Origin of the sequence: Pseudomonas sp. HB05, from assembly GCF_016756915.1 — a bacterium.
In the GTDB taxonomy this organism is placed as follows: Bacteria; Pseudomonadota; Gammaproteobacteria; order Pseudomonadales; family Pseudomonadaceae; genus Aquipseudomonas; species Aquipseudomonas alvandae.
The window spans coordinates 216,511-237,979 of record NZ_JAESPG010000004.1; the positions used below are offsets into that span (position 1 = coordinate 216,511).

At 63.0% G+C, this 21,469-nt stretch carries 18 protein-coding genes; 11 read left to right on the top strand and 7 right to left on the bottom strand.

Annotated features, from left to right (window positions below; all coding sequences use genetic code 11):
• Positions 1-58: 58 nt before the first annotated feature.
• Positions 59-763, top strand: a complete 705-nt coding sequence (locus JMN22_RS06600; protein ID WP_030140179.1) for a PqiC family protein — start codon at positions 59-61, stop codon at positions 761-763.
• Between the two features lie 233 nt (positions 764-996).
• Here JMN22_RS06600 and JMN22_RS06605 read toward each other — a convergent pair whose 3' ends face one another.
• Entirely contained in the window at positions 997-2,514 is a 1,518-nt protein-coding gene (locus JMN22_RS06605; protein WP_030140178.1) for an AhpA/YtjB family protein, read from the bottom strand.
• 133 nt (positions 2,515-2,647) lie between these two features.
• On the opposite strand from JMN22_RS06605, the gene serB reads away from it, so the two are divergent.
• Positions 2,648-3,862 carry a phosphoserine phosphatase SerB gene (gene serB, locus JMN22_RS06610; protein WP_030140177.1) on the top strand — a complete coding sequence of 405 codons (1,215 nt, stop codon included), beginning with the start codon at positions 2,648-2,650 and terminating at the stop codon, positions 3,860-3,862.
• Between the two features lie 168 nt (positions 3,863-4,030).
• On the opposite strand, the gene JMN22_RS06615 is transcribed toward serB, so the two are convergent.
• From JMN22_RS06615 to JMN22_RS06630, 4 genes are all read right to left on the bottom strand, one after another.
• On the bottom strand, positions 4,031-5,791 hold the full coding sequence (locus JMN22_RS06615) for a molecular chaperone (protein WP_198797223.1): 1,761 nt from the start codon (positions 5,789-5,791) through the stop codon (positions 4,031-4,033).
• A 122-nt stretch (positions 5,792-5,913) separates the two neighbouring features.
• On the bottom strand, positions 5,914-6,774 hold the full coding sequence (gene asd / locus JMN22_RS06620) for an archaetidylserine decarboxylase (RefSeq protein WP_198797222.1): 861 nt from the start codon (positions 6,772-6,774) through the stop codon (positions 5,914-5,916).
• Positions 6,775-6,791: 17 nt separating this feature from the next.
• Positions 6,792-7,607, bottom strand: coding sequence for a rhodanese-like domain-containing protein (locus JMN22_RS06625; protein ID WP_030140174.1), 816 nt, complete (start codon positions 7,605-7,607; stop codon positions 6,792-6,794).
• A gap of 43 nt (positions 7,608-7,650) precedes the next feature.
• A complete protein-coding gene (locus tag JMN22_RS06630) occupies positions 7,651-9,189 on the bottom strand; it encodes an HDOD domain-containing protein (protein WP_030140173.1) in 1,539 nt (512 codons plus the stop codon).
• 166 nt (positions 9,190-9,355) lie between these two features.
• Here JMN22_RS06630 and motA point away from each other — a divergent pair, with 166 nt between their 5' ends.
• Entirely contained in the window at positions 9,356-10,207 is an 852-nt protein-coding gene (motA, locus tag JMN22_RS06635) for a flagellar motor stator protein MotA (RefSeq protein WP_198797221.1), read from the top strand.
• A 162-nt stretch (positions 10,208-10,369) separates the two neighbouring features.
• Positions 10,370-11,410: a flagellar motor protein MotB gene (motB, locus tag JMN22_RS06640; protein WP_198797220.1), complete on the top strand. Its 1,041-nt coding sequence runs from the start codon at positions 10,370-10,372 to the stop codon at positions 11,408-11,410.
• Positions 11,411-11,525: 115 nt separating this feature from the next.
• Here the strand turns inward: motB and rsgA are convergent, their stop codons facing one another.
• Positions 11,526-12,557: a small ribosomal subunit biogenesis GTPase RsgA gene (gene rsgA, locus JMN22_RS06645; protein ID WP_053117887.1), complete on the bottom strand. Its 1,032-nt coding sequence runs from the start codon at positions 12,555-12,557 to the stop codon at positions 11,526-11,528.
• Positions 12,558-12,666: 109 nt separating this feature from the next.
• Between rsgA and orn the strand changes: the two genes are divergently transcribed.
• The gene (orn, locus tag JMN22_RS06650; RefSeq protein WP_030140170.1) at positions 12,667-13,209 is read left to right on the top strand and encodes an oligoribonuclease; all 543 of its coding nucleotides are present in this window, start codon (positions 12,667-12,669) and stop codon (positions 13,207-13,209) included.
• A gap of 245 nt (positions 13,210-13,454) precedes the next feature.
• The gene (locus JMN22_RS06655; RefSeq protein ID WP_170866829.1) at positions 13,455-14,069 is read left to right on the top strand and encodes a trimeric intracellular cation channel family protein; all 615 of its coding nucleotides are present in this window, start codon (positions 13,455-13,457) and stop codon (positions 14,067-14,069) included.
• Here the strand turns inward: JMN22_RS06655 and queG are convergent.
• Positions 14,051-15,130 carry a tRNA epoxyqueuosine(34) reductase QueG gene (queG, locus tag JMN22_RS06660; protein ID WP_198797219.1) on the bottom strand — a complete coding sequence of 360 codons (1,080 nt, stop codon included), beginning with the start codon at positions 15,128-15,130 and terminating at the stop codon, positions 14,051-14,053. The two genes, JMN22_RS06655 and queG, sit on opposite strands and share 19 nt — an antisense overlap.
• Positions 15,131-15,193: 63 nt before the next feature.
• Here queG and JMN22_RS06665 point away from each other — a divergent pair, with 63 nt between their 5' ends.
• Genes JMN22_RS06665 through miaA form a run of 5 tightly spaced genes read left to right on the top strand, consistent with a single transcriptional unit; the run spans position 15,194 to position 21,464 of the window.
• On the top strand, positions 15,194-16,693 hold the full coding sequence (locus JMN22_RS06665; protein ID WP_198797218.1) for an NAD(P)H-hydrate dehydratase: 1,500 nt from the start codon (positions 15,194-15,196) through the stop codon (positions 16,691-16,693).
• Positions 16,681-17,148 (top strand): tRNA (adenosine(37)-N6)-threonylcarbamoyltransferase complex ATPase subunit type 1 TsaE, encoded by a 468-nt coding sequence (gene tsaE / locus JMN22_RS06670; RefSeq protein WP_198797217.1) that lies wholly within the window; start codon positions 16,681-16,683, stop codon positions 17,146-17,148. Before JMN22_RS06665 ends, tsaE begins: the two co-directional genes overlap by 13 nt.
• A gap of 4 nt (positions 17,149-17,152) precedes the next feature.
• Positions 17,153-18,583: an N-acetylmuramoyl-L-alanine amidase gene (locus tag JMN22_RS06675; RefSeq protein ID WP_030140165.1), complete on the top strand. Its 1,431-nt coding sequence runs from the start codon at positions 17,153-17,155 to the stop codon at positions 18,581-18,583.
• On the top strand, positions 18,580-20,493 hold the full coding sequence (mutL, locus tag JMN22_RS06680) for a DNA mismatch repair endonuclease MutL (protein ID WP_198797216.1): 1,914 nt from the start codon (positions 18,580-18,582) through the stop codon (positions 20,491-20,493). The genes JMN22_RS06675 and mutL overlap by 4 nt, the downstream gene beginning before the upstream one ends.
• On the top strand, positions 20,493-21,464 hold the full coding sequence (gene miaA, locus JMN22_RS06685) for a tRNA (adenosine(37)-N6)-dimethylallyltransferase MiaA (RefSeq protein WP_198797215.1): 972 nt from the start codon (positions 20,493-20,495) through the stop codon (positions 21,462-21,464). Before mutL ends, miaA begins: the two co-directional genes overlap by 1 nt.
• The last annotated feature ends 5 nt before the right edge of the window (positions 21,465-21,469 follow it).

Consider the following 21,469-nt stretch of genomic DNA (forward strand, 5'->3'; position numbering starts at 1 on the left):
ATAATGACCGAGTATTTTTCACTGTGGTAAGCCTTGTGGCCGCCACCTGGACGAGACGATGACTGCTCTGCGCCTTCCTATTTTGTGGCTCGCCGGCCTGCTTGGCCTGGCGGGCTGCAGCATGAACCAGCCGGTGTCGCTGTACCAGCTGGACAGCGGTACCCCGGCCCAGCCTGCGCAAAGCACAGGCATGGCCGTATTGCTTGGCCCGGTTCTGATCGCTGACTACCTGCAGCGTGAAACCCTGTTGCAACGCCAACCCGACGGCAGCCTGCAAGCCGCCACTGATGGTCGTTGGGCTGGTAGCCTGTCTTCCGATATCGATCAATTGCTGTTGCGCCAGGTGGCCGGACACCTGGACAGCCAGCGCGTGGTGCTGGCCCCGGCCAACCAGGGGTTCACCCCGGATGTGCAAGTGCTGTTGTCGATCACCCGGCTGGATTCAGGGAAATCCCAACCCGCGGTGCTCGATGCCCAATGGCGCCTGATCGACCGTCGCGGCACGGTTCGCGAGAACCGCATCGTTCACCTGCAAGAACAACATGCAGGTACGACCGCTGCACAGGTCCAGGCACAAGGCGTGCTCTTGCAGCGCCTGGCCGAGCAATTGTCCGTGTCCCTCAAGCCTTTGGCCAACCAGCCACCTATCGCGGAAGTGCCGCGCAAGGCAGCTCCGGCCCCGGCCAAGCCGGTGGAAAAGGAAAAGGACAAGATCCCGATGGCCCTGCCGATTCGTACCGACATGGAAGTGTTCCGGTTCTGATGACTGGAACGGATATAAAACAAAGCCCGCGTTGATGCGGGCTTTGTTGTTTCTGGCTCCAAGGATTTCAGTGCCTGTCCTGGCCCTATCGCGAGCAAGCTCCCACAGAGAGATCTACGGTCGCATAAAGATCCCTGTGGGAGCGAGCTTGCTCGCGATGGCGGCAGTGAAGGCAACAAAAAGCCCGCAGATGATCACTCATCTGCGGGCTTGATTATTTCAGGGCCCGGGCCTCAGGCCTGACGCTCGTGCATCCGCGCCAGCTGCCGCTCCAGCATCGACGGATAAGGCTCCATCAACCGTTCCACGCAGCAAGCGCCTTCGGGGCTGGCGATGGGGCGGATGCGCGCGCGTTGGCGGATCAGCGCGTCATCATTGATCTTGCGCTCCACCAGCAGCAGATTGCGGCTGTGCTGGGAGAGCGCCAATGCGTCCTGGGCGGTTTCGGTCAGCAGCAGGTCGATCTGGCTCAAGCCGTACAGCCCATCGCCCAAGGTCAGGCCCAGTTGCAATTGCAGGGTAATGCCACTGTCGGCGACTTCGATTTGCAACTGGTGACCCAACGCCCGCAGCAGTTCACCGCAGCAGATGGCGTTGGTCAGGTAGTCGTCGCCGCTGTCCTCGGTGTGGAACAGCATCAGCGTGCTGCCGTCATTCAAAGTGTGCAGTTCGCCTTGATAAAGCGATGCGGCTTGATCGAGGCAGTCGCGATAGCGTTCGAGCAGCTCCTTCAGGCGCGCCTGGGGCAGGCGGCGAAGTTGATCCTGGGCGCCCAGTTGCACGGCCAGCACGGCGCTGTGCTGGGGCAGGTTCGAGGCGACAGGGCGGACAGCCGGTTGAGGGGCGCCGGCCACCGAGTCGTCTCGCAAGTCGGCAAAGGCGTCGTCGTCTTCCTCATCTTCGACCGCACGCACCACATGGCGCGGCGCAGGGCGGGAGGCAGGCATCGGCGCGCTTTCGTCGAAGCCCGGGTCACGCAGGTTGCGGACCTCGAAGCCTGGTTCGGCATCGTCTTCGTCGACGTAATCGATGTCTTCAGGTTCCGGCACAGGCTCCGGTTCCGGTGCGAAGCTGGCGTGAAGCTGCCGGGCCAGGTCGCCGATTTCGTCCTGGCGCTGGGTGGCCGGCGTGTGTTCGTCGATGTCCCGCAGCCAGACGCGCAGTTGCAGCAGCGGCGTGGAGATGTGCCGTCCCAGGCGCAGGCTCAAGGCCAGCGCCAGCGCCAGCAAGATTGCGCTGAGGATGCCCATGCTCTGCAGGCTGATGGTCATCGGTTGCTGGAACTGGTCCATGTCCAGGCTGATGCGCAGTTGCCCGGCAGTCACGTCCTGGAAAGTGATCTTGCTCTGGTACATGCCGCCGGTCTCGCCCAGCAGGCCAGGTTTGGGGCGCTGGCCGGCTTCGGCGAGGATGCGGTTGTCCACGCTGTAGATGGCAGCGTGGGCGACCAGTTTGTTCTTGGTCAGGTTGTTGAGCAGCACGTTGAGGCTGAGGATGTCGTTGGACACCAGCAGCTCGGTGGCAGACGTGGCGGTCTGGGTGGTCAGGCTTTCGCCCAAGGCATCCGCCTGCTCATGCATGGCCTGCTTGAATTGCAGGCCCATCACGCAGGCATAGATGACCAGGGCCAGGGCGACCAGGATCACGTTATGGCTGGCGATGCGCAATGCAATCGGCACGCGACGATGGCGCAATGCACGGAAGATCAGCAGGAAGAAATTGTCGGTTTTGACTGGCGTGGGCCGGTTCACTGAGCTCGGCTCTTTGTCCGTGAAATTGACGCGCAGTATAGCGACAGGCCCATGACCGGCAAAGCACTGGCGGTGCCCGATGGTCACTGAATGTGGGTAGAATGCGGTTTTTTTCCACCTGCGGGGGTGCGCCTTGCGCGAAATCGTCCTGATAAACATCACTGGCAGCGACCGTCCGGGTCTGACTGCGGCCATTACCGGCGTTCTGGCCCAGGGTGGTGTGAACATTCTCGACATCGGTCAGGCGGTAATCCATGACACGCTGTCGTTCGGCATCCTGGTTGAAATCCCGGACGCCGAACAGAGCAAGTCAGTGCTCAAGGACATCCTGTTCACGGCCTACAAGCTCGACCAGCAGGTGCGTTTCACGCCGGTGTCCGAAGCCGATTACCAGCATTGGGTGGCCGGCCAGGGCAAGAAGCGCCATATCGTGACGCTGCTGACTCGCAAGGTCACCGCCGAGCAGTTGCAGCGCGTCAGCTCGATCACCGCCCAATACGGGCTGAATATCGACCACATCGACCGGCTGTCCGGGCGCATGCCGCTCGATACTCCGGCTGACCAGGGCAAGGGCTGCATCGAGTTCTCCGTGCGCGGCGAACCGGCCGATCCCCAGGCGCTGCGTGCCGAATTCCTCAGCGTCGCCCAGGAACTGAACGTCGACATCGCCTTCCAGGAGGACTCGCTGTTCCGCCGCAACCGCCGCCTGGCGGTGTTCGATATGGATTCGACGCTGATCGAAGCCGAAGTCATCGACGAGCTGGCCAAGGCGGCGGGCGTGGGCGACAAGGTTTCGGCTATCACCGAGCGGGCCATGGCCGGGGAGCTGGATTTTCGCGCCAGCTTCAAGGAACGCCTCGCATTGCTCAAGGGGCTGGACGTCGGCGTGCTCGATTCCATCGGCGCCTCCCTGCGCCTGACCGAGGGCGCCGAAACCCTGTTTGCCGAACTCAAGCGCCTGGGCTACAAGACCGCCATCCTGTCCGGCGGCTTCACTTATTTCGCCAAGCAACTGCAGGCCAAGCTCGGTATCGACTATGTGTTCGCCAACGAACTGGAAGTGGTGGACGGCAAGGTCACCGGGGTTGCCGTCGAGCCGATCGTCGATGCCCAGCGCAAGGCAGACTTGTTGCGCGAATTGGCCGAGAAGGAAGGTCTTCGCCTGGAGCAGACCATTGCCGTGGGTGACGGCGCCAACGACCTGCCGATGCTGGCCATCGCCGGCCTGGGCGTGGCGTTCCGGGCCAAGCCATTGGTCAAGCAGTCGGCCCGGCAGGCGATTTCGACCTTGGGGTTGGATGGGGTGTTGTACTTGCTGGGTTTCCGCGATCGCGACGGGCAGGTTTGAGCAAACGCCGATCTGTGAGTTTCGCATACTCGTGGCGAGGGAGCTTGCTCCCGTTGGCCTGCGCAGCAGGCCTAATGCGGCCAACCTGAAACACCTGTGTGTCAGATTTCAGGGCCGCTTCGCGGCCCAGCGGGAGCAAGCTCCCTCGCCACGTGATCCTGCCGTATTTTAAAGCGACTTCCACAACGAATCGAAATCCCCGTCCTGCGTACCGTCCTCCCCGCTGGTGCCTGAATCCTCCTGCCGATAAGCAAACTGGTTGAAACTGTGGGTGCTGGTCACCCGGCGATCCAGGCCGGCGCGGCGTTCCTGGCCGTTGGTGTTGATCAACACCTTCTGGCCTTCCTGGAAGGGCAGGCGCGGTGCGATCACGGTGGGTGGCAGGTCGATGGCGCTTATCTCGGGAAGCAGCAGCCCACGCAGATAGTGCCCTTGTTCGTTCTGCTCGCGAAGCAATTGCAGGCCGCAAGGCTGGGCATGCGGTGCGACCAGCTCAATGCCCATCTGCATGGCGCCATTGCGCACCTGGCGGATCCAGCGCACCACGGCGATGCTCCAGCTCTGATCATTGGTGTCCCGGATGCCGACCATTTCGCCGGCCTGCAATTGTTCCGGCACCTCTTTCGGCCAGCCAAGGCAATAGCCGCCGGGGCTGTGGTTGATGATCGGCAGATCGTAAGTAGGGAAATGATGCCGGTTGTCGGAGCTGGCGCCATCGTCGTCGGCCGGGTTGACCGGATACTCGATTTCTTCGTAGGGCAAAAGCTCGCTGTCACCGGTGGGCGCGGCGTCGAAGGCCTGGTCCCAGGTGTCATTTTTCTTTGTCGGCGAGGCTTCGAAGTGCGCCTTGCGTGGGCCGGGCGTCTTGAGTATCTCGTTGAACGAGCGCTCTCCCCCAAGATAATAGTGCAGCGCGCTCATGCCCACGCACAGCGTCAACGTACCGTTGCCCTCGGTGCGTTGGAAGCTGCGTTCGGCGGCCTCGCCCCAGGCGGCTTGCAAGTGATGCAGCGTATCGGCGCTCATGCCGGCGGGCACCGTCAGGGTCGACTCGACAGGTTGTGCCAGGTGGGCGGTGATGGCGCGCACCAACGGCTGGGGGTCGAAACCCAGCAGGGTGGGTTGCTGTTCGGCGCGGAATTTCGACCGATAACGCGGCCCGACGTCCAGTGCCGGTGCGACGGCGAACAGGCTGGCGGCGGTGACGGCTGGGTCCAGCTTGACCCAATGGCTCCACGGTTCCAGGACCTCGGCCAGCCGCGCGATCTGGCTCTGGCGCAATTGGTTGCTGCGCGAAGCGCCCAACAGCAGGGCAACCACGTAGGTCTGCTCGATATTCAATTCGTGAATCTGGCTGGCCAGTTCGTCGCTGACGCTCAGGTGCTGCAATTTGTGTTGGCAAGCGATCCGGTACAGTTGGTGCAAATCGAGCCAGAGCCCCTCCGGCACCGGGCTGTAGAGCTGGCTGGCGCGCAACAGGGTTCCATCAAGGGCGTGCGTGGCCCGCTGCAATGCCGTGGCCAGCAGGCGCGCCCGGTCCTTGGAGAATTTTGCCGAGATTCGCCCGACGATTTGCTTGTAGCCCATTGCCAGGTGGGCTTGCAGGGCCTGGCACAGGTTGACGATCTTGCGTGAGCGGTCATCCAGCACGATGGCTTGTTGCAGGAAGTGTCGCTCAAGATGCTTGCAGACGTAATAAACCTCAGGCCGCAGCAGCTCCAGCAATTGCAGGCGGTTATCGCTGGGCGTGAGCAGTTGGTTCAGCTCGCCGAGCGCCTGGTATAGCAGGCGGGCGGTTTCGCCGATGTTGGCCTTGGGCAGGTTGGCGATCCAACGCTTGAGGTCGCGTGGCGTGGCATCGCAAAAGGACAGGCGCGACTGGGTCGGTGTCGATATGCGCAGTAGCTGGAGAGGGCTGGTCTCATTCATGCCGTGGACGGGCTCCGGCGGGAAATGAAAGGGATGTTTCCAACTCTAGCAGCTGTAGGCGGGGTATGTAGTTTGAGAATGGTCATTCCTGCCCTTGGGCAGGAATGACCATCCTGGATGACTCAGGCGTTCGGCAGTGCCAGTGCCTGGCCCATCTGGACTGGCGAGCCGGCCACCAGTTCTTCGGCCCATTTCACCTGCTCTGGACCAAACAGCACGATGGCCGTCGAACCCAACTTGAAACGGCCCAGCTCGGCGCCTTTTTCCAAGTGGATCGGCGCACGAGCGGCTTCGTCGTAGCGGAAGGTCTTCAGCTCGCGCTTGGGCGGCGTCACCAGCCCGGCCCAGACGGTCTCGATGGACGCGACGATCATAGCACCCACCAGCACCACGGCCATCGGCCCGCGTTCGGTGTCGAAAATGCACGCGACGCGCTCGTTGCGGGCAAACAGCTCCGGGACGTTTTCGGCGGTGGTCTGGTTGACCGAGAAAATCCGGCCAGGGATGTAGACCATTTCCCGCAGGGTGCCGGCCAGCGGCATGTGCACGCGGTGGTAATCCTTGGGGGACAGGTAAATGGTGGCGAAATCGCCGCCCATGAACGGCGCGGCATTGGCCGCATCACCGCCCAGCAGTTCCAGCACGCTGAAGCTGTGGCCCTTGGCCTGGAACACCCGGCCGTGCTCGATCGGGCCGAGCTGGCTGACGGCGCCGTCGGCGGGGCTGAGGATTGCGCCGGGGGTCTGATCCAGAGGTCGCGCACCGTCTTTCAGTGCACGGGTGAAAAACGCGTTGAAGTGCTCGTAGGCGGTGAGGTCTTCCACCAGCGCCTGGGACATGTCCACTTGGTAGCGCTTGGCGAACCAGGCCGTGAAGGCGTTCTTGAACCAGCGCACGCGGCATTCGGCGATGCAGCCGGCCAGCCGCGACAGCAGGTGGTGCGGCAGCAGGTACTGGGAAAGGATGAACAAGCGGTTTTTCATTAACTGTCCTTAAATCTTCAAAGCTCGATGGGGGTGTCGGGGTGGTTGCCCCATTCACCCCAGGAACCGGCATAGCCTTTGACCCGTGGATAACCGAGCGCCTTGGCCACCAGGTAGGTGAAGCCAGAACGGTGGTGGGTCTGGCAGTGTGTGATGACTTCTTTGTCGGGCGTGATGCCCAGCTGTTCGAGGATCTGCGGCATGTCTTTGCGGATGCGCAGGCTGCGCGCCGGGTCCATGCCGGCCGTCCATTCGAAATTGACCGCGCCGGGGATGTGTCCGCCCCGGGCAGCGACGACCTTCTCGCCAGAATATTCCAACGGGCCACGGGCGTCCCAGATCGCCAGGTCGCTGGCGCCGAGACGGCTTTGCAGGTACTCGCGAGTGGCGGTGGGCTCTTCGTGCAGCACCAGGCTGACTGGACCCCCGGCCGGCGCCGGGACCTCGGTCGACACTGGCAGGCCGAGGTCCAGCCAGGACAGCAGGCCACCGTCGAGATAGTGATAATTCGAATGCCCGATCACATCGAGCAACCAGATAAAACGCCCGGCCCAGCCACCGCCTTCGTCGTCATACACCACGTAGACCGCGCCGGGGTCATGCCCGAGTTCGCCGAACAGCGCTTCCAGGTCGGCCTTTGCCGGCAACAGGCCCGGCGCCGGGGGCTGGCCCAGTTGCGTGCGTTTCGGATCGACGAATCGTGCGCCGGGAATATGGCCATTGCTGTAGCGCGCGGCGCTGGTCAGGTCCACCAGAATCAGATTGGGCGTATCGAGGCGCGGCAAGAGCTCGCTCGGCTCGATTACCAGCGGCAAGCCAGAGAAGTCAGGCATGTGAGGTCTCCTGGGGGCGCAAAGGGAAAGGATTGTAGCAAGTTCAGCGGCCGCGGTTGGTAAAGGTGTGCAGGGCCCTTTCGATGCATTGCACGGTTTTGCCGAAGGCCTGCACGGTCACGTCCGAGAACGGCCCGCCGCCCTGGTCCACGACCACCAACATGATCACCCGCCCATTGCAGGTCAGTGAGCGCAACAGCAGGTGCTCGCCCCGGAACAAGGCGCGCAGGCCCGGAGGCAGCAAGGCGGAAAATTGAGCGTTGTTCTCGGGGTTCAAGCGAACCTGGGCTTGCTGGGCCAACAAGCGCTGCAAGACTTTGCTTTGGCTGATGGAAAAGCTCATCGCCGCCGCTTCCTTGGGCAGGCCGGCGGTCTGATGCACGCGAACGCTGGTCTGGCTGCGGTCGGCCATCAAAATCATCACCCGGCGCATGCCGCACGCCACCAACGCATTTCGGGCCGAGGTGGTCAGGTGCATGGCGTTGCTGAACGGGCTCGGCTCCAGCAACAGCTCGGCGCATTGCTTGCGCCATTGGGACAGGTCCTGGGCACTGGGCGGGGCGGCGGGCAACAAGCCGGGGTGCACGCGGCGGCTGCCCGAGGGCCAGATCAATGCTACGGCGGGGTGCCACAGGTCTGGCATGGCGTGCTGGCGGGCACTGTTGGCGGCTTGTTGGTGCAGTTGCTGTTGAAGCTCATCCATCGGCATTTGCAGATACAGGCTGGTGAGGTATTGCCAGCGAGCGCTGTGCGAGCTTTCCCATGCCTGTTGCGCCGATAGCGCCAGGCCGTTCGCCAGCAGCACCGTGTTGGCGGGTTGGTTGAGCCAGCGCCGCAGCGTTGGGTCGTCATCCAGGCGATTTTGTTGGCGCAGCGGATGTTCGCTGTCGCGGGCAATGCGCAACACTTTAATCAGCTCGCGGCGTTCATTCAGCAACAGGCGATAGCCTTGCACCACCCAGATGGGCAGGCGCCATGCCTCCACCAGCGCGAGGCAGATTTTCAGCAGGCTGACGCCGAACAGTTCGCGCTCGACCTTGCGTGCGGGCTCGCCTTTATGGATCACCCGCAGTTCCCACTCCCCCAGCAGGCGCGGATGAGTCAGCGCCAACGGCCAGAGCGGCGAGAGAAACAACAGGCTGCCCCAATGGATGTCCTGCCACAGCCGCGCCAGGCGGCTGGCAAAAAAACCATTGGCCTGTTGGCTAGCGTGCTGGCTGATCAGTTGCACCTGGCGCAGGGCAACCGGTATCTCGTGCTCCGGCAGCGAGGGCAGGCGCGCCAGCAGCTCCTCGGTGCGCTTGAGGCCGAGGCGGTTGATCGCCACTTCGAGATTTTCCGCCGGCTCCGCCAGGGTGCCATGGGTGTGATGATTGGCTTCGCGGATGACGCTCAGGGCCAGGGCGGGGCTGTCCTGCATCAGTTCGGCGATGTCGCGCAATGAACGACGACTGTCTGCGATCGCCTTGCAGACGAGGTCGTGACTGGCCTGGGGCACCGGCAGATGAACGCCCTGGAGCAGTTTCAGCCAGCCTTCGAGCGTGGTCGGTCTTGGTGTCGGAACGTTCGTTTCGTTAGCCATGGTTGGACGTGATCATCGCATGGGTATCTGCGCCCGGAGCGGGGCAAAATTGGCTTTTCGCCGGAACTGGCTATAGTCTGGCGCAGTTTTGCCGATAAGTAGAAGAAGAGATTTTTCAGCTTCCGAATATGACCTTGAACCCGACTTAAATAAGTACTTTCTATCTATGGCTAAAATTATCGGCATCATTGTCGTGTTCGCGAGCGTGCTCGGCGGATACGTGCTTTCCCATGGCAAGATCGCAGCCCTGATCCAACCTTTCGAGGTGATGATCATCGGCGGCGCCGCCCTTGGCGCATTCCTCCAGGCGAACCCTGGCTACATGACCATGCATGTCCTCAAGAAATCCTTGAGCATGTTTGGCTCGCGCTTCAGCCACACCTTCTATCTGGAGGTGCTGGGGCTGGTCTACGAGATCCTCAACAAGAGTCGTCGCGAAGGCATGATGGCGATCGAGGGCGATATCGAAGACGCCGCTGCCAGCCCGATCTTCGCCAAGTACCCTTCGGTGCTGAAGGACGAGCGCATGACGGCGTTCATCTGCGATTACCTGCGCATCATGTCGTCCGGCAATATGGCGCCCCACGAACTGGAAGGCTTGTTCGACATGGAGCTGTACAGCCTCAAGGAAGACTTGGAGCACCCATCCCACGCGGTCAACGGCATCGCCGACGGCATGCCCGGCTTCGGTATCGTTGCGGCGGTATTGGGTATCGTGGTGACCATGGCGTCCCTGGGCGAGGGCGACCAGGCCTCCATCGGCCTGCACGTGGGTGCCGCACTGGTGGGTACGTTCTTCGGTATCTTGGCGGCGTATGGCTTCTTCGGCCCGCTGGCCCACTCCCTGGCCCACGATGCCAAGGAAGAACTCAACGTCTACGAAGCCATCAAGGCTTCCCTGGTGGCCTCGGCCTCGGGCATGCCGCCATCCCTGGCGGTGGAGTTCGGTCGCAAGGTCCTCTACCCGGCGCACCGTCCAAGCTTTGCCGAGCTGGAACAAGCGGTTCGCGGTCGCTAGTGCTTTGCTTTACAAATACGTTCCTTTTTTGGCGAGTGACTGTTGCTGCCAGACAAGGCGCCGCGACGAGTCATAGCCCGCTATGGCGAGGAGCGGCAACGCAGTATGGCAGCAACAGGCACCGTCAAAATGGAACAGTATTTGTGAAGCAGAGCACTCGTTATGGAAAATAACCAGCCGATCATCGTCAAGCGCGTCAAGCGCATTGCCGGCGGGCACCATGGCGGCGCCTGGAAAATCGCCTTCGCCGACTTCGCCACGGCGATGATGGCGTTCTTCCTGGTGTTGTGGCTGCTGTCCACTGCGACGCCGGAACAGAAGATCGCCATCGCCGGTTACTTCAAGGACCCGGTCGGTTTTTCCGAGAGCGGTACGCCGTACATCATTGATCTGGGCGGTTCGCCCGTCCTGGCGCCGGAAAATACCCTCAACCCCGAGGTCAAGTCCCAGCCCCAGCCCGACAAGGCGACCGTCGACGCCAATGAGGCCGAGGGCATGGCCGAGCAGGTCGAGCGCGAGCGCCTGGAATTGCTCCTGCAAGAGTTGCAGAACAAGGTCGAAGAGAATCCCGAGCTGCAGAAGTTCAAGGACCAGATCCTGTTCGAGATCACGCCGAACGGCCTGCGTATCCAGATCATGGACGCCGACAACCGTCCGATGTTCGACTCTGGCAGCGCGCGGCTCAAACCGTATTTCGAAGACATCCTGCTGGCCATGGCCGACACCATCAAGGCGGTGCCGAACAAGATCAGTATCAGCGGTCACACCGATGCCAAGCCTTACGTGGGCAAAGGTGATTTCGGTAACTGGGAGTTGTCGGCCAACCGCGCCAACGCGGCACGACGTGCCTTGGTGGCGGGCAGCTATCCGGATGAGCAAGTGGCTCGGGTGGTCGGTTATGCATCTTCGGCGCTGTTCGATCGCAAAGACCCGTTCAACCCGGTCAACCGGCGTATCGATATCGTGGTGTTGACCAAGAAGGCGCAGAAAGCCATCGAGGGCTCGCAGACCGACGATCCAACGCCAGACCCTGCCCAGGGCCAAGGCGCTCCAGGCGAAGCGCCGGCGACAACACCCGGCGCGGCGGCGGATCCGAACGCGCTGCCGGCGGACCAACAGCCCGTGCCGGCCCATGAATTGCGAGAACGCCTGAACCTGTTCGATGACGCCGCGCCAAAACCGGCGGAGCCGCCAGCGCAGTGACCCACAAAAAAGCCGACATCGATGTCGGCTTTTTTGTGGGTATCGGTTTGCTTGAGACTTGCTTGCCTTTGTGGCGAGGGAGCAAGCTCCCTCGCCACAAAGGCGTCCAGCCAACTCAGTAACTGCTCTCCGGCAAGCTGGCGATGATCGAGCGGTAGCTGTTCATCCGTTGCTGGTGCACACGGCCTTCTTCCAAGGCCTTGAGCAAGGCGCACCCGGGCTCGCGGTCGTGCTTGCAGTCGCGGAAGCGGCAGGTGCCGATCAGCTCGTTGAACTCGATGAACCCGGCTTCGACATCGGCCCGGCTGACATGGCCCAGGCCGAATTCGCGGATACCGGGTGAGTCGATCAATTCACCGCCGCCAGGGAAGTGGAACAACCGCGCGGTGGTGGTGGTGTGGGTGCCCTGGCCGGACAGTTCGGACAACGGCCCGACGCGGGTCTCGACCTCCGGCAGCAGGCTGTTGACCAGGGAAGACTTGCCGACCCCGGACTGGCCGACGAACACGCTGATGCGCCCGTCCAGCTGCCGTTGCAATTGCTCCATGCCGTTGCCGTGATGGGCCGAGACCTCCAGCACCGGATAACCGAGGTCCCGATAGACCGACAGCAAGGCGTTCAGCGCCGGGGCGTTGTGCTCGTCGATCAGGTCGAATTTGTTGAGCAGCAGCAGCGGGCGGATGCCGGCGTGTTCGGCCGCCACCAGGTAGCGGTCGATCAGGTTGGCGTGAGGCTCGGGCAACGGGGCGAACACGATGACGATCATGTCGACGTTGGCCGCCACCGGCTTGAGCTGGCCCCGGCTGTCCGGACGGCACAGCTCGGTGTGACGCGGCAATTGCGCGACGATCACGCCGATGCCCTGGTTGCCGGCACGCCAGACCACTTGGTCGCCGGTCACCAGCGCCGGCAGGTTGGCACGCAAGTGGCAACGGAATACCTGGCCGGCCAGTTCGCCTTCCTGGGCCTCGACTTCGACTTGCACACCAAAGTGAGCGATCACCAGGCCGGTCTGTTCAGGACCCAGGTCGCCCCCCTCCAGGGCTTCGACCGCACTGGATTCGCGTTTGGCGGCACGGGCGGCGCGCTCGCCCTGGATCTTTTCGATGCGCCAGTTCTGACGACGATTGAGTTGGCGTTTGGCCATGGGTGTTCCGTATGAAGAAATGCAGCGAATAGGGTAAAACGGCCGCGAGTTTAGCACGCCCGAGACGCTGCCTAGGCTAAACTGCGCAGCTAAGCCGAGGAGCTCCCCCATGCAAAACCCGCAGAACCTGATCTGGATCGACCTGGAAATGACCGGTCTGAACCCTGACACCGATGTCATCATCGAGATGGCCACCATCGTCACTGACAGCGACCTCAACACCCTGGCCGAAGGGCCGGTGATCGCGATTCATCACAGCGACGAAATCCTCGCCGGCATGGACGAGTGGAACACGCGCCAGCACGGCGGCTCGGGCCTGACCCAGCGCGTTCGCGAGAGCAAGATCAGCATGGCCGAGGCTGAGGCACAGACCATCGCCTTCCTGGAGCAGTGGGTGCCAAGAGGCAAGTCGCCGATCTGTGGCAACAGCATCTGCCAGGACCGTCGCTTCCTGTATACCCACATGAAATCCCTGGAAAGCTATTTCCATTACCGCAACCTCGACGTCTCGACCCTGAAGGAGTTGGCTGCCCGCTGGGCCCCTGAGGTTCGCGACAGTTTCCAGAAAGGCAGCACGCACCTGGCCCTGGACGACATCCGTGAATCCATCGCCGAGCTGCAGCATTACCGCAAGCACTTCATCAAGTTCTGAGCTACCCCAAGCGACTGGCGGGCAAGCTTTTGTGGCGAGGGGATTTATCCCCGTTGGGCTGCGGAGCAGCCCCTCGACCTGATGTTTGGTTGTGTCAGGCCGGTCGGTGTTGATTGTATTTGGGGCTGCTTTGCAGCCCAGCGGGGATAAATCCCCTCGCCACGCTCAGGCAGGAGGCGGGACCTTGCCCTCTTTTGGTGCCGGCCCAAACTGGCTAGACTGCGCGCCTTCTTGTAAGGACCGCCATCATGTTGCTGATGCTGTATCTGATCGCCATTACCGCCGAAGCCATGACCGGCGCGCTATCCGCCGGGCGGCGGGGCATGGATTGGTTCGGCGTGGTGCTGATCGCCTGTGTCACGGCGCTGGGTGGTGGCTCGGTTCGCGACGTGCTGCTCGGTCACTACCCGCTGACGTGGGTCAAGCATCCGGAATACCTGGTGCTGACCACCGCAGCGGCGATGCTGACGGTGTTCCTGGCGCGCTGGATGCGCCATCTGCGCTCGTTGTTCCTGGTGCTCGATGCCGTGGGCCTGGTGGCATTTACCCTGATCGGCTGCATGACGGCCCTGGAAATGGGCCATGGCATGTTGGTGGCCTCGGTCAGTGGAGTGATTACCGGTGTGTTTGGCGGCATCCTGCGGGATATCTTCTGCAACGACATTCCCTTGATCTTCCGCCGCGAACTCTACGCCAGCGTCTCGTTCGCCGCGGCGTGGTGTTATCTATTGTGTGTCTTCCTGCAACTGCCGAACGAACAGGCGATCCTCATCACCTTGTTCGGCGGTTTCCTGCTGCGGCTCCTGGCAATCCGCTTCCACTGGGAAATGCCAAAGTTCGTCTACAACGACGAAGTCTGACGCTCGGCGTGCTGGCGCAACGCCCATTCCACATGCTCGCGCACCAGTTCCGATGGATAGTCGCGCCGCGCCTCCAGTGCTTGCAGCACGGGAATCGTTGACGGCGCATTGCCCAGGCCCACCGCGAGGTTGCGCAACCAGCGTTCGTAACCGGCGCGACGCAAGGGCGAGCCTTCGGTGCTGCTGAGGAATTTTTCCTCGTCCCACAGGAACAACTCGGCGAGTCCGGCATTGTCCAGGTTATGGCGCGGCTTGAAGTCGCTCTCACCGGACGGCCGGGCGAAGCGGTTCCAGGGGCAGACGATCTGGCAGTCATCGCAGCCGAACACCCGGTTGCCGATCAACGGCCGCAGCTCTTCCGGGATGGCATTCTTCAATTCGATGGTGAGGTAGGAAATGCACCGCCGGGCGTCCAATACGTAAGGGCCGACGAAAGCATTGGTAGGGCAGATGTCCAGGCAGGCGGTGCATTTTCCGCAATGCTCGGTGCCGTGGGGCGGATCCACCGGCAGCGGCAGGTCGACAAACAGCTCGCTCAAGAAAAAATAACTGCCGGCCTTGCGGTTCAACACCAGGGTGTTTTTGCCGATCCAGCCCAGGCCGGCCTGCTCGGCAATGGCTTTTTCCAGTACCGGCGCACTGTCGACGAAGGCGCGGTAGCCGAAAGGGCCGATGACCGCCTGGATTTTTTCCGCCAGTTGTTGCACGCGTTTACGGATCAATTTGTGGTAATCGCGGCCCAACGCATAACGCGAGACGTAGGCTTTTTCCGGTTCGGCGAGCAGTTGGGCCATTTGTGTGTCGCCCGGCAGGTAATCCATGCGCAGGGACACCACGCGCAATGTGCCGGGCACCAGTTCCTCAGGGTGCGACCGCTTGCTGCCGTGGGCGCCCATGTAATCCATTTCGCCGTGGTAGCCGGCCTCGAGCCAGCGTTGCAGATGTTGCTCGTGCTCGGCGAGGTCCAGGCCGCTGATGCCGACCTGCTGGAAACCCAGTTCGCGGCCCCAGTCCTTGATGGATTGGGCGAGGGTGGCAAGGTCTGTGGGAATGGCAGGCATGAGGCGAGAGAAACCGGAGCTGAGATGCGTATAATTCTGCCAGACATCGGAGCCCGAAGACGCATGCCGCACACTAAAGATGATTTTCCCGACGCGCTGTACAGCGCCGCGCAGGTCCGGGCCCTCGATGCACAACTGATCGCGGCAGGTACCAGCGGCTTTGAATTGATGCAGCGTGCCGCTCGCGCCACCTGGCGAGCGATCGTCCGGCGCTGGCCCGAAGCGACCGAACTGACCGTGTTGGCCGGCCACGGCAACAATGCCGGTGATGGTTATCTGGTGGCCGCCTTGGCCCGCCGCGCCGGCTGGTCGGTGCGGGTGCTGGCGGTGGGCGAGCCCCGGCGCTTGCTGGGAGACGCCGCCAATGCCCATGCCGAGGCGGTGGCGGTCGGTGTGCCGGTGGAGCCCTGGGCGGACGATTCCGAATTGCGTGGTGTGTTGCTCGACGCGTTGCTTGGCACCGGGACGACTGGCGAAGTGCGCGAACCGTATGTCCGCGCGATCGATACGATCAATGTCAGCGGTTTGCCGGTGGCGGCGGTGGATATCCCCTCTGGCTTGTGTGCCGACACCGGTCGCGTGCTGGGAACTGCGGTAGCGGCTGACCTGACCGTGACGTTCATTGGCCTCAAGCTTGGCCTGTTCACCGGGGATGCAGCGGATCGAGTGGGTGAGTGGGTGTTCAACGACCTGCACGCGGACCCTGACCTCGTCGAGTCGGCGCCTGCCAGTGCTCGATTGCTCTTGCCGCATAATCTGCCGCGGCTGGCGCCTCGAGTCCCCACATCCCACAAAGGCAAGTTCGGTCATGTGCTGTTGATTGGCGGCGACCGAGGTTTCGGCGGCGCGATCCAGATGAGCGCTGAAAGCGCCCTGCGCTGTGGCGCGGGCATGGTTTCGATGGCAACGCGCAGCGAGCACGTCGCCTCGGCGCTGGTGCGTCTGCCGGAAGTGATGGTGCAAGGCACCCATTCGGCGAACCAATTGATGGGCTTGCTCAAGCAGGCCAGCGTGTTGGTGGTCGGCCCGGGCCTGGGTCAGGCCGCTTGGGGGCGTAGCCTGTTGTCGGCGGCGGCCAATGTGTCGCTGCCCCAGGTGTGGGATGCCGACGCGCTGAACTTGCTGAGCGGCGGCGCGGTCAGCCTGCCCGAGCAATGCGTCATCACCCCGCATCCGGGCGAAGCCGCGCGGTTGCTGGGAATATCCACCGCCCAAGTGCAGGCCGATCGCCCGGCGGCGGCCCATGCATTGAGCAAAAAATACGCAGCCACCGTGATCCTCAAGGGCGCCGGCAGCCTCATCGCCAGCCCGGACGGCCGCCTGGCGGTCTGCGGCGAGGGCCATCCGGCCATGGCCACTGCCGGCCTGGGGGATGTGCTCGCCGGGGTGGTCGGCGCCTTGCTGGCCCAGGGAATGGAAGGATTCGAGGCCGCCTGCCTGGCGGTCTGGCTGCATGCCAATGCCGGCGTCCAGGTCGGTCGCGCGGGCCGAGGATTGGCGGCGACCGATCTGATCCCGGCCATTCGTCAGTTGTTGGAGGAGCAATCACCGTGTCTGAAGTAATCCTGTACGTGGCGGACGAACAAGCCATGACACAATTTGGCGCCCGCATCGCGCAGATCACCGCAGGCCATGGCCTGATCTTCCTCGAAGGCGACCTGGGCGCGGGGAAGACCACCCTGTCCCGCGGTGTCATTCGCGGCCTCGGACACGTCGGTTCGGTCAAGAGTCCTACGTTCACCTTGGTCGAGCCCTACGAGATTGGCGACGTCCGGGCCTTCCATTTCGACCTGTACCGACTGGTGGATCCCGAAGAGCTGGAGTTCCTCGGCATCCGCGACTATTTCGAGGACGACGCCTTGTGCCTGATCGAATGGCCCCAGAAGGGTGCAGGCTTTTTGCCAAAGCCCGACCTGACCATTACCATTGGCGCGCAGAACGGCGGGCGTTCATTGAAACTGACCCCGCAAGGCTCGCGTGGCGAGTCGTGGTGTGCCGCCTTGGCTTTGGAAAACTAATTAGATGATGGGGTTTGGTATGCGCTTTCGCGCGGTGGTTGCTGTCGTAGGACTGTTGCTTACGGCACTGGCCGTCGATGCTGTGGCTGAGACAAAGGTCAACAGCGTTCGCCTGTGGCGGGCGCCGGACAATACCCGGCTGGTGTTCGACCTGACAGGCCCGGTTCAGCACAGCGTATTCACCCTGAGCGCCCCGGATCGCCTGGTGATCGACATCAACGGTGCGTCCCTGGGCGCACCGCTGAACGTGCCCACCGCCAACACGCCGATTACCGCGATGCGCTCGGCCCAGCGTACGCCGACCGACCTGCGGGTGGTCATCGACCTGAAAAAAGCCGTGACGCCCAAAAGCTTCACCCTGGCCCCGAACGCCCAGTACGGCAACCGGCTGGTGGTCGATCTGTTCGACAACCCGGCCGACGCCGCACCGCCGCCACCGCCGCCGACCAATGTCGCCACGGTGCCTGCGGTTCCGGTGACGCCGACCGAACCTGCGATCAAGCTGCCACCGGCTCCGGCCGGCAAGCGCGACATCATTGTCGTGATCGACGCCGGCCACGGTGGCGAAGACCCGGGCGCCTCGGGCTCGCGTGGGCAGCGCGAAAAAGACGTGGTGCTGTCCATCGCCCGTGAGTTGCAGCGCCAGGTCAACGGCATGAAAGGCTTCCGCGCCGAATTGACCCGCACGGGGGACTATTTCATCCCGTTGCGCGGCCGTACCGAAATCGCCCGCAAGAAAGGCGCCGACCTGTTCGTTTCCATTCACGCCGACGCCGCGCCTTCCGCCGCCGCGTTCGGCGCCTCGGTGTTTGCCCTGTCCGACCGTGGCGCGACTTCCGAGACTGCCCGTTGGCTGGCCGACAGCGAAAACCGTTCCGACCTGATCGGCGGTGCCGGCAACGTCAGCCTCGACGACAAGGACCGGATGCTCGCCGGTGTCCTGCTCGACCTGTCGATGACGGCCTCGTTGACGTCCAGCCTGAACGTCGGCCAGAAAGTACTGAGCAACATCGGCCGCGTCACACCGTTGCACAAGCAACGCGTGGAGCAGGCCGGGTTCATGGTACTGAAGTCGCCGGACATCCCATCGATCCTGGTGGAAACCGGGTTCATCTCCAACGCCAACGAAGCCTCGAAGCTGTCCTCTTCGAGCCACCAACAGGCCTTGGCCCGCTCCATCAGCAGCGGCGTGCGGCAGTTCTTCCAGCAGAATCCACCGCCGGGCACCTACATTGCCTGGCTGCGCGATTCCGGCAAGATCGCCCAGGGGCCGCGGGACCACCGGGTCAGTCCGGGCGAAACCCTGGCGATGATCGCCGTGCGCTACCAGGTGTCGCCCGCCACCTTGCGCAGCGCCAACAATCTCAAGAGCGATGAGCTCAAGATTGGCCAGACCCTGACCATTCCGGGCAATGAAGTGGCGGTCAAGCAATGAGCGACGAAGCGAACGGCAGCAACGCCCGTATCGAGCTGCTCAGCCCCCGGCTGGCAAACCAGATCGCCGCCGGCGAGGTGGTCGAACGTCCGGCGTCGGTGATCAAGGAGTTGCTGGAAAACAGCCTCGACTCCGGGGCCAAGCGCATCGACGTGGATGTCGAGCAGGGCGGGGTCAAGCTGTTGCGGGTGCGCGACGACGGTCGCGGCATTCCGGCTGACGACCTGCCCTTGGCCCTGGCGCGTCACGCCACCAGCAAGATCCGTGACTTGGAAGACCTCGAACGGGTCATGAGCCTGGGGTTTCGTGGCGAGGCGCTGGCGTCGATCAGCTCGGTGTCGCGCCTGACACTCACGTCCCGCACCCGCGACGCCGACCAGGCCTGGCAGGTCGAGACCGAAGGCCGCGACATGGCCTCGCACGTACAGCCCGCCGCCCATCCGGTGGGCACTTCGGTGGAAGTGCGCGACCTGTTCTTCAACACTCCGGCCCGGCGTAAATTTCTCAAGGCCGAGAAAACCGAATTCGATCACCTGCAAGAAGTCATCAAACGCCTGGCCCTGGCGCGTTTTGATGTGGCCTTCCATCTGCGCCACAACGGCAAGACCATCCTCAGCCTGCACGAAGCCCGCGACGATGCGGCCCGCGCCCGGCGCGTGGGGGCGGTGTGCGGCGCGGGGTTCCTGGAGCAGGCGTTGCCCATCGAGGTGGAGCGCAATGGCCTGCACCTGTGGGGTTGGGTCGGTTTGCCGACGTTCTCCCGCAGCCAGGCGGACTTGCAGTATTTCTACGTGAATGGCCGGGCGGTGCGCGACAAACTGGTGGCCCACGCGGTGCGCCAGGCTTATCGCGATGTGCTGTTCAACGGTCGGCACCCGACTTTCGTGCTGTTTTTCGAGGTCGATCCTTCGGTGGTGGACGTCAACGTGCACCCGACCAAGCATGAAGTACGTTTCCGTGATGGGCGCATGGTCCACGATTTCCTCTATGGCACCTTGCACCGAGCCTTGGGCGATGTGCGCCCCGAAGACCAGTTGGCGGCCCCGGCGGCGGTGGCCGGCATGGTCCGGCCAACCGGGCTGGAGGCTGGCGAATTCGGTCCCCAGGGTGAAATGCGCCTGGCCGCCCATGCACTGCTGGAGCAACCTCAGCCCCAACCGAGCTTCAATACGGCCGGAAGCGGCGCCGGCAGCGGTTATCAATATCAATACGCCCCCCGTCCCCAGTCGAATGTGCCGGCGGCCGAGGCCCAGGCGGCGTATCGCGAATTCTTCAAGCCTTTGCCTGAAATCGCGGCGACGGCGTTGCCCGACGGCCAGGGCGATATCCCGCCGCTGGGTTATGCCCTGGCGCAGCTCAAGGGCATCTACATCCTTTCCGAGAACGCCCAAGGCCTGGTCCTGGTGGACATGCACGCCGCCCACGAGCGGATCATGTACGAGCGATTGAAGATCGCCATGGCCAGCGAAGGATTGAGCGGCCAGCCGCTGCTCGTCCCCGAATCCCTGGCCGTCAGCCAGCGTGAAGCCGATTGCGCCGAAGAACACGTGAGCTGGTTCCAGCGCCTGGGCTTTGAATTGCAGCGCTTGGGCCCGGAAACCCTGGCGATCCGGCAGATCCCGGCCTTGTTGAAGCAGGCCGAGGCCAATCGCCTGGTCAGCGACGTGCTGGCGGACCTGATGGAGTACGGCACCAGCGACCGGATCCAGGCGCACTTGAATGAATTGCTCGGCACCATGGCCTGCCACGGCGCGATCCGCGCGAATCGGCGCTTGGCCTTGCCGGAAATGAACGGCCTGCTGCGGGATATGGAAAACACCGAGCGCAGCGGTCAATGCAACCATGGCCGGCCGACCTGGACCCAATTGGGCCTGGACGACCTGGACAAACTGTTCCTGCGCGGTCGTTGATGAACCCGTTGCCACCCGCGATTTTCCTGATGGGCCCGACCGCCGCCGGCAAGACCGACCTGGCCATCGAGTTGACCAAGGTCCTGCCTTGCGAGTTGATCAGCGTCGATTCGGCGCTGGTCTACCGGGGCATGGACATCGGCACCGCCAAACCATCGAAAGAACTGCTGGCTGAGTTCCCTCATCGGCTGATCGATATCCTCGACCCGGCCGAAGCCTATTCGGCGGCTGATTTTCGGCGTGACGCGCTCCAGGCCATGGCCGAGATCACCGCGCGGGGCAAGATTCCGCTGCTGGTGGGCGGCACGATGCTGTATTACAAGGCACTGGTCGATGGATTGGCGGACATGCCGGCGGCCGATCCCGAGGTGCGCGCGCAGATCGAAGAAGAGGCCGCGCGCCTTGGCTGGCAAGCGCTTCACGAGCAATTGGCGGCCATCGACCCCGAGTCCGCAGCGCGCATTCACCCCAACGACCCGCAACGACTCAGCCGGGCCCTGGAGGTTTATCGGGTCAGCGGCCAGAGCATGACCGCCCTGCGCCAGCGACAATCTGCGCAAAGTACTGAAGCAGCCGCTTCGGGACTGCAACAATTGCCCTATACTGTCGCGAATCTGGCCATCGCTCCGGCGAACCGGCAAGTGCTGCATCGGCGAATTGAACAAAGATTCACATTAATGTTGGAACAGGGGTTCATAGACGAGGTCGTAGCCCTGCGTGAGCGAAGTGACCTGCATGCCGGGTTGCCGTCTATACGTGCGGTGGGTTATCGACAAGTCTGGGACTACCTGGACGGCAAGCTGACGTCAGCCGAGATGCGCGAGCGGGGGATTATCGCCACGCGTCAATTGGCGAAGCGCCAGTTCACCTGGCTGCGCAGCTGGACTGACCTGCATTGGCTCGACAGTCTTGATTGCGACAATCTGCCACGCGCCTTGAAATACCTCGGGACCATCTCCATATTGAGCTGAGTCCT

Bases quoted from the DNA above. Each gene is read 5' to 3' on its own strand.
- JMN22_RS06600 (WP_030140179.1), top strand. From the start codon at position 59: ATGACTGCTCTGCGCCTTCCTATTTTGTGGCTCGCCGGCCTGCTTGGC.
- JMN22_RS06615 (WP_198797223.1), bottom strand. From the start codon at position 5,791: ATGAATGAGACCAGCCCTCTCCAGCTACTGCGCATATCGACACCGACC.
- asd (WP_198797222.1), bottom strand. From the start codon at position 6,774: ATGAAAAACCGCTTGTTCATCCTTTCCCAGTACCTGCTGCCGCACCAC.
- JMN22_RS06625 (WP_030140174.1), bottom strand. From the start codon at position 7,607: ATGCCTGACTTCTCTGGCTTGCCGCTGGTAATCGAGCCGAGCGAGCTC.
- JMN22_RS06630 (WP_030140173.1), bottom strand. From the start codon at position 9,189: ATGGCTAACGAAACGAACGTTCCGACACCAAGACCGACCACGCTCGAA.
- motA (WP_198797221.1), top strand. From the start codon at position 9,356: ATGGCTAAAATTATCGGCATCATTGTCGTGTTCGCGAGCGTGCTCGGC.
- motB (WP_198797220.1), top strand. From the start codon at position 10,370: ATGGAAAATAACCAGCCGATCATCGTCAAGCGCGTCAAGCGCATTGCC.
- rsgA (WP_053117887.1), bottom strand. From the start codon at position 12,557: ATGGCCAAACGCCAACTCAATCGTCGTCAGAACTGGCGCATCGAAAAG.
- orn (WP_030140170.1), top strand. From the start codon at position 12,667: ATGCAAAACCCGCAGAACCTGATCTGGATCGACCTGGAAATGACCGGT.
- queG (WP_198797219.1), bottom strand. From the start codon at position 15,130: ATGCCTGCCATTCCCACAGACCTTGCCACCCTCGCCCAATCCATCAAG.
- JMN22_RS06665 (WP_198797218.1), top strand. From the start codon at position 15,194: ATGCCGCACACTAAAGATGATTTTCCCGACGCGCTGTACAGCGCCGCG.
- JMN22_RS06675 (WP_030140165.1), top strand. From the start codon at position 17,153: ATGATGGGGTTTGGTATGCGCTTTCGCGCGGTGGTTGCTGTCGTAGGA.
- mutL (WP_198797216.1), top strand. From the start codon at position 18,580: ATGAGCGACGAAGCGAACGGCAGCAACGCCCGTATCGAGCTGCTCAGC.
- miaA (WP_198797215.1), top strand. From the start codon at position 20,493: ATGAACCCGTTGCCACCCGCGATTTTCCTGATGGGCCCGACCGCCGCC.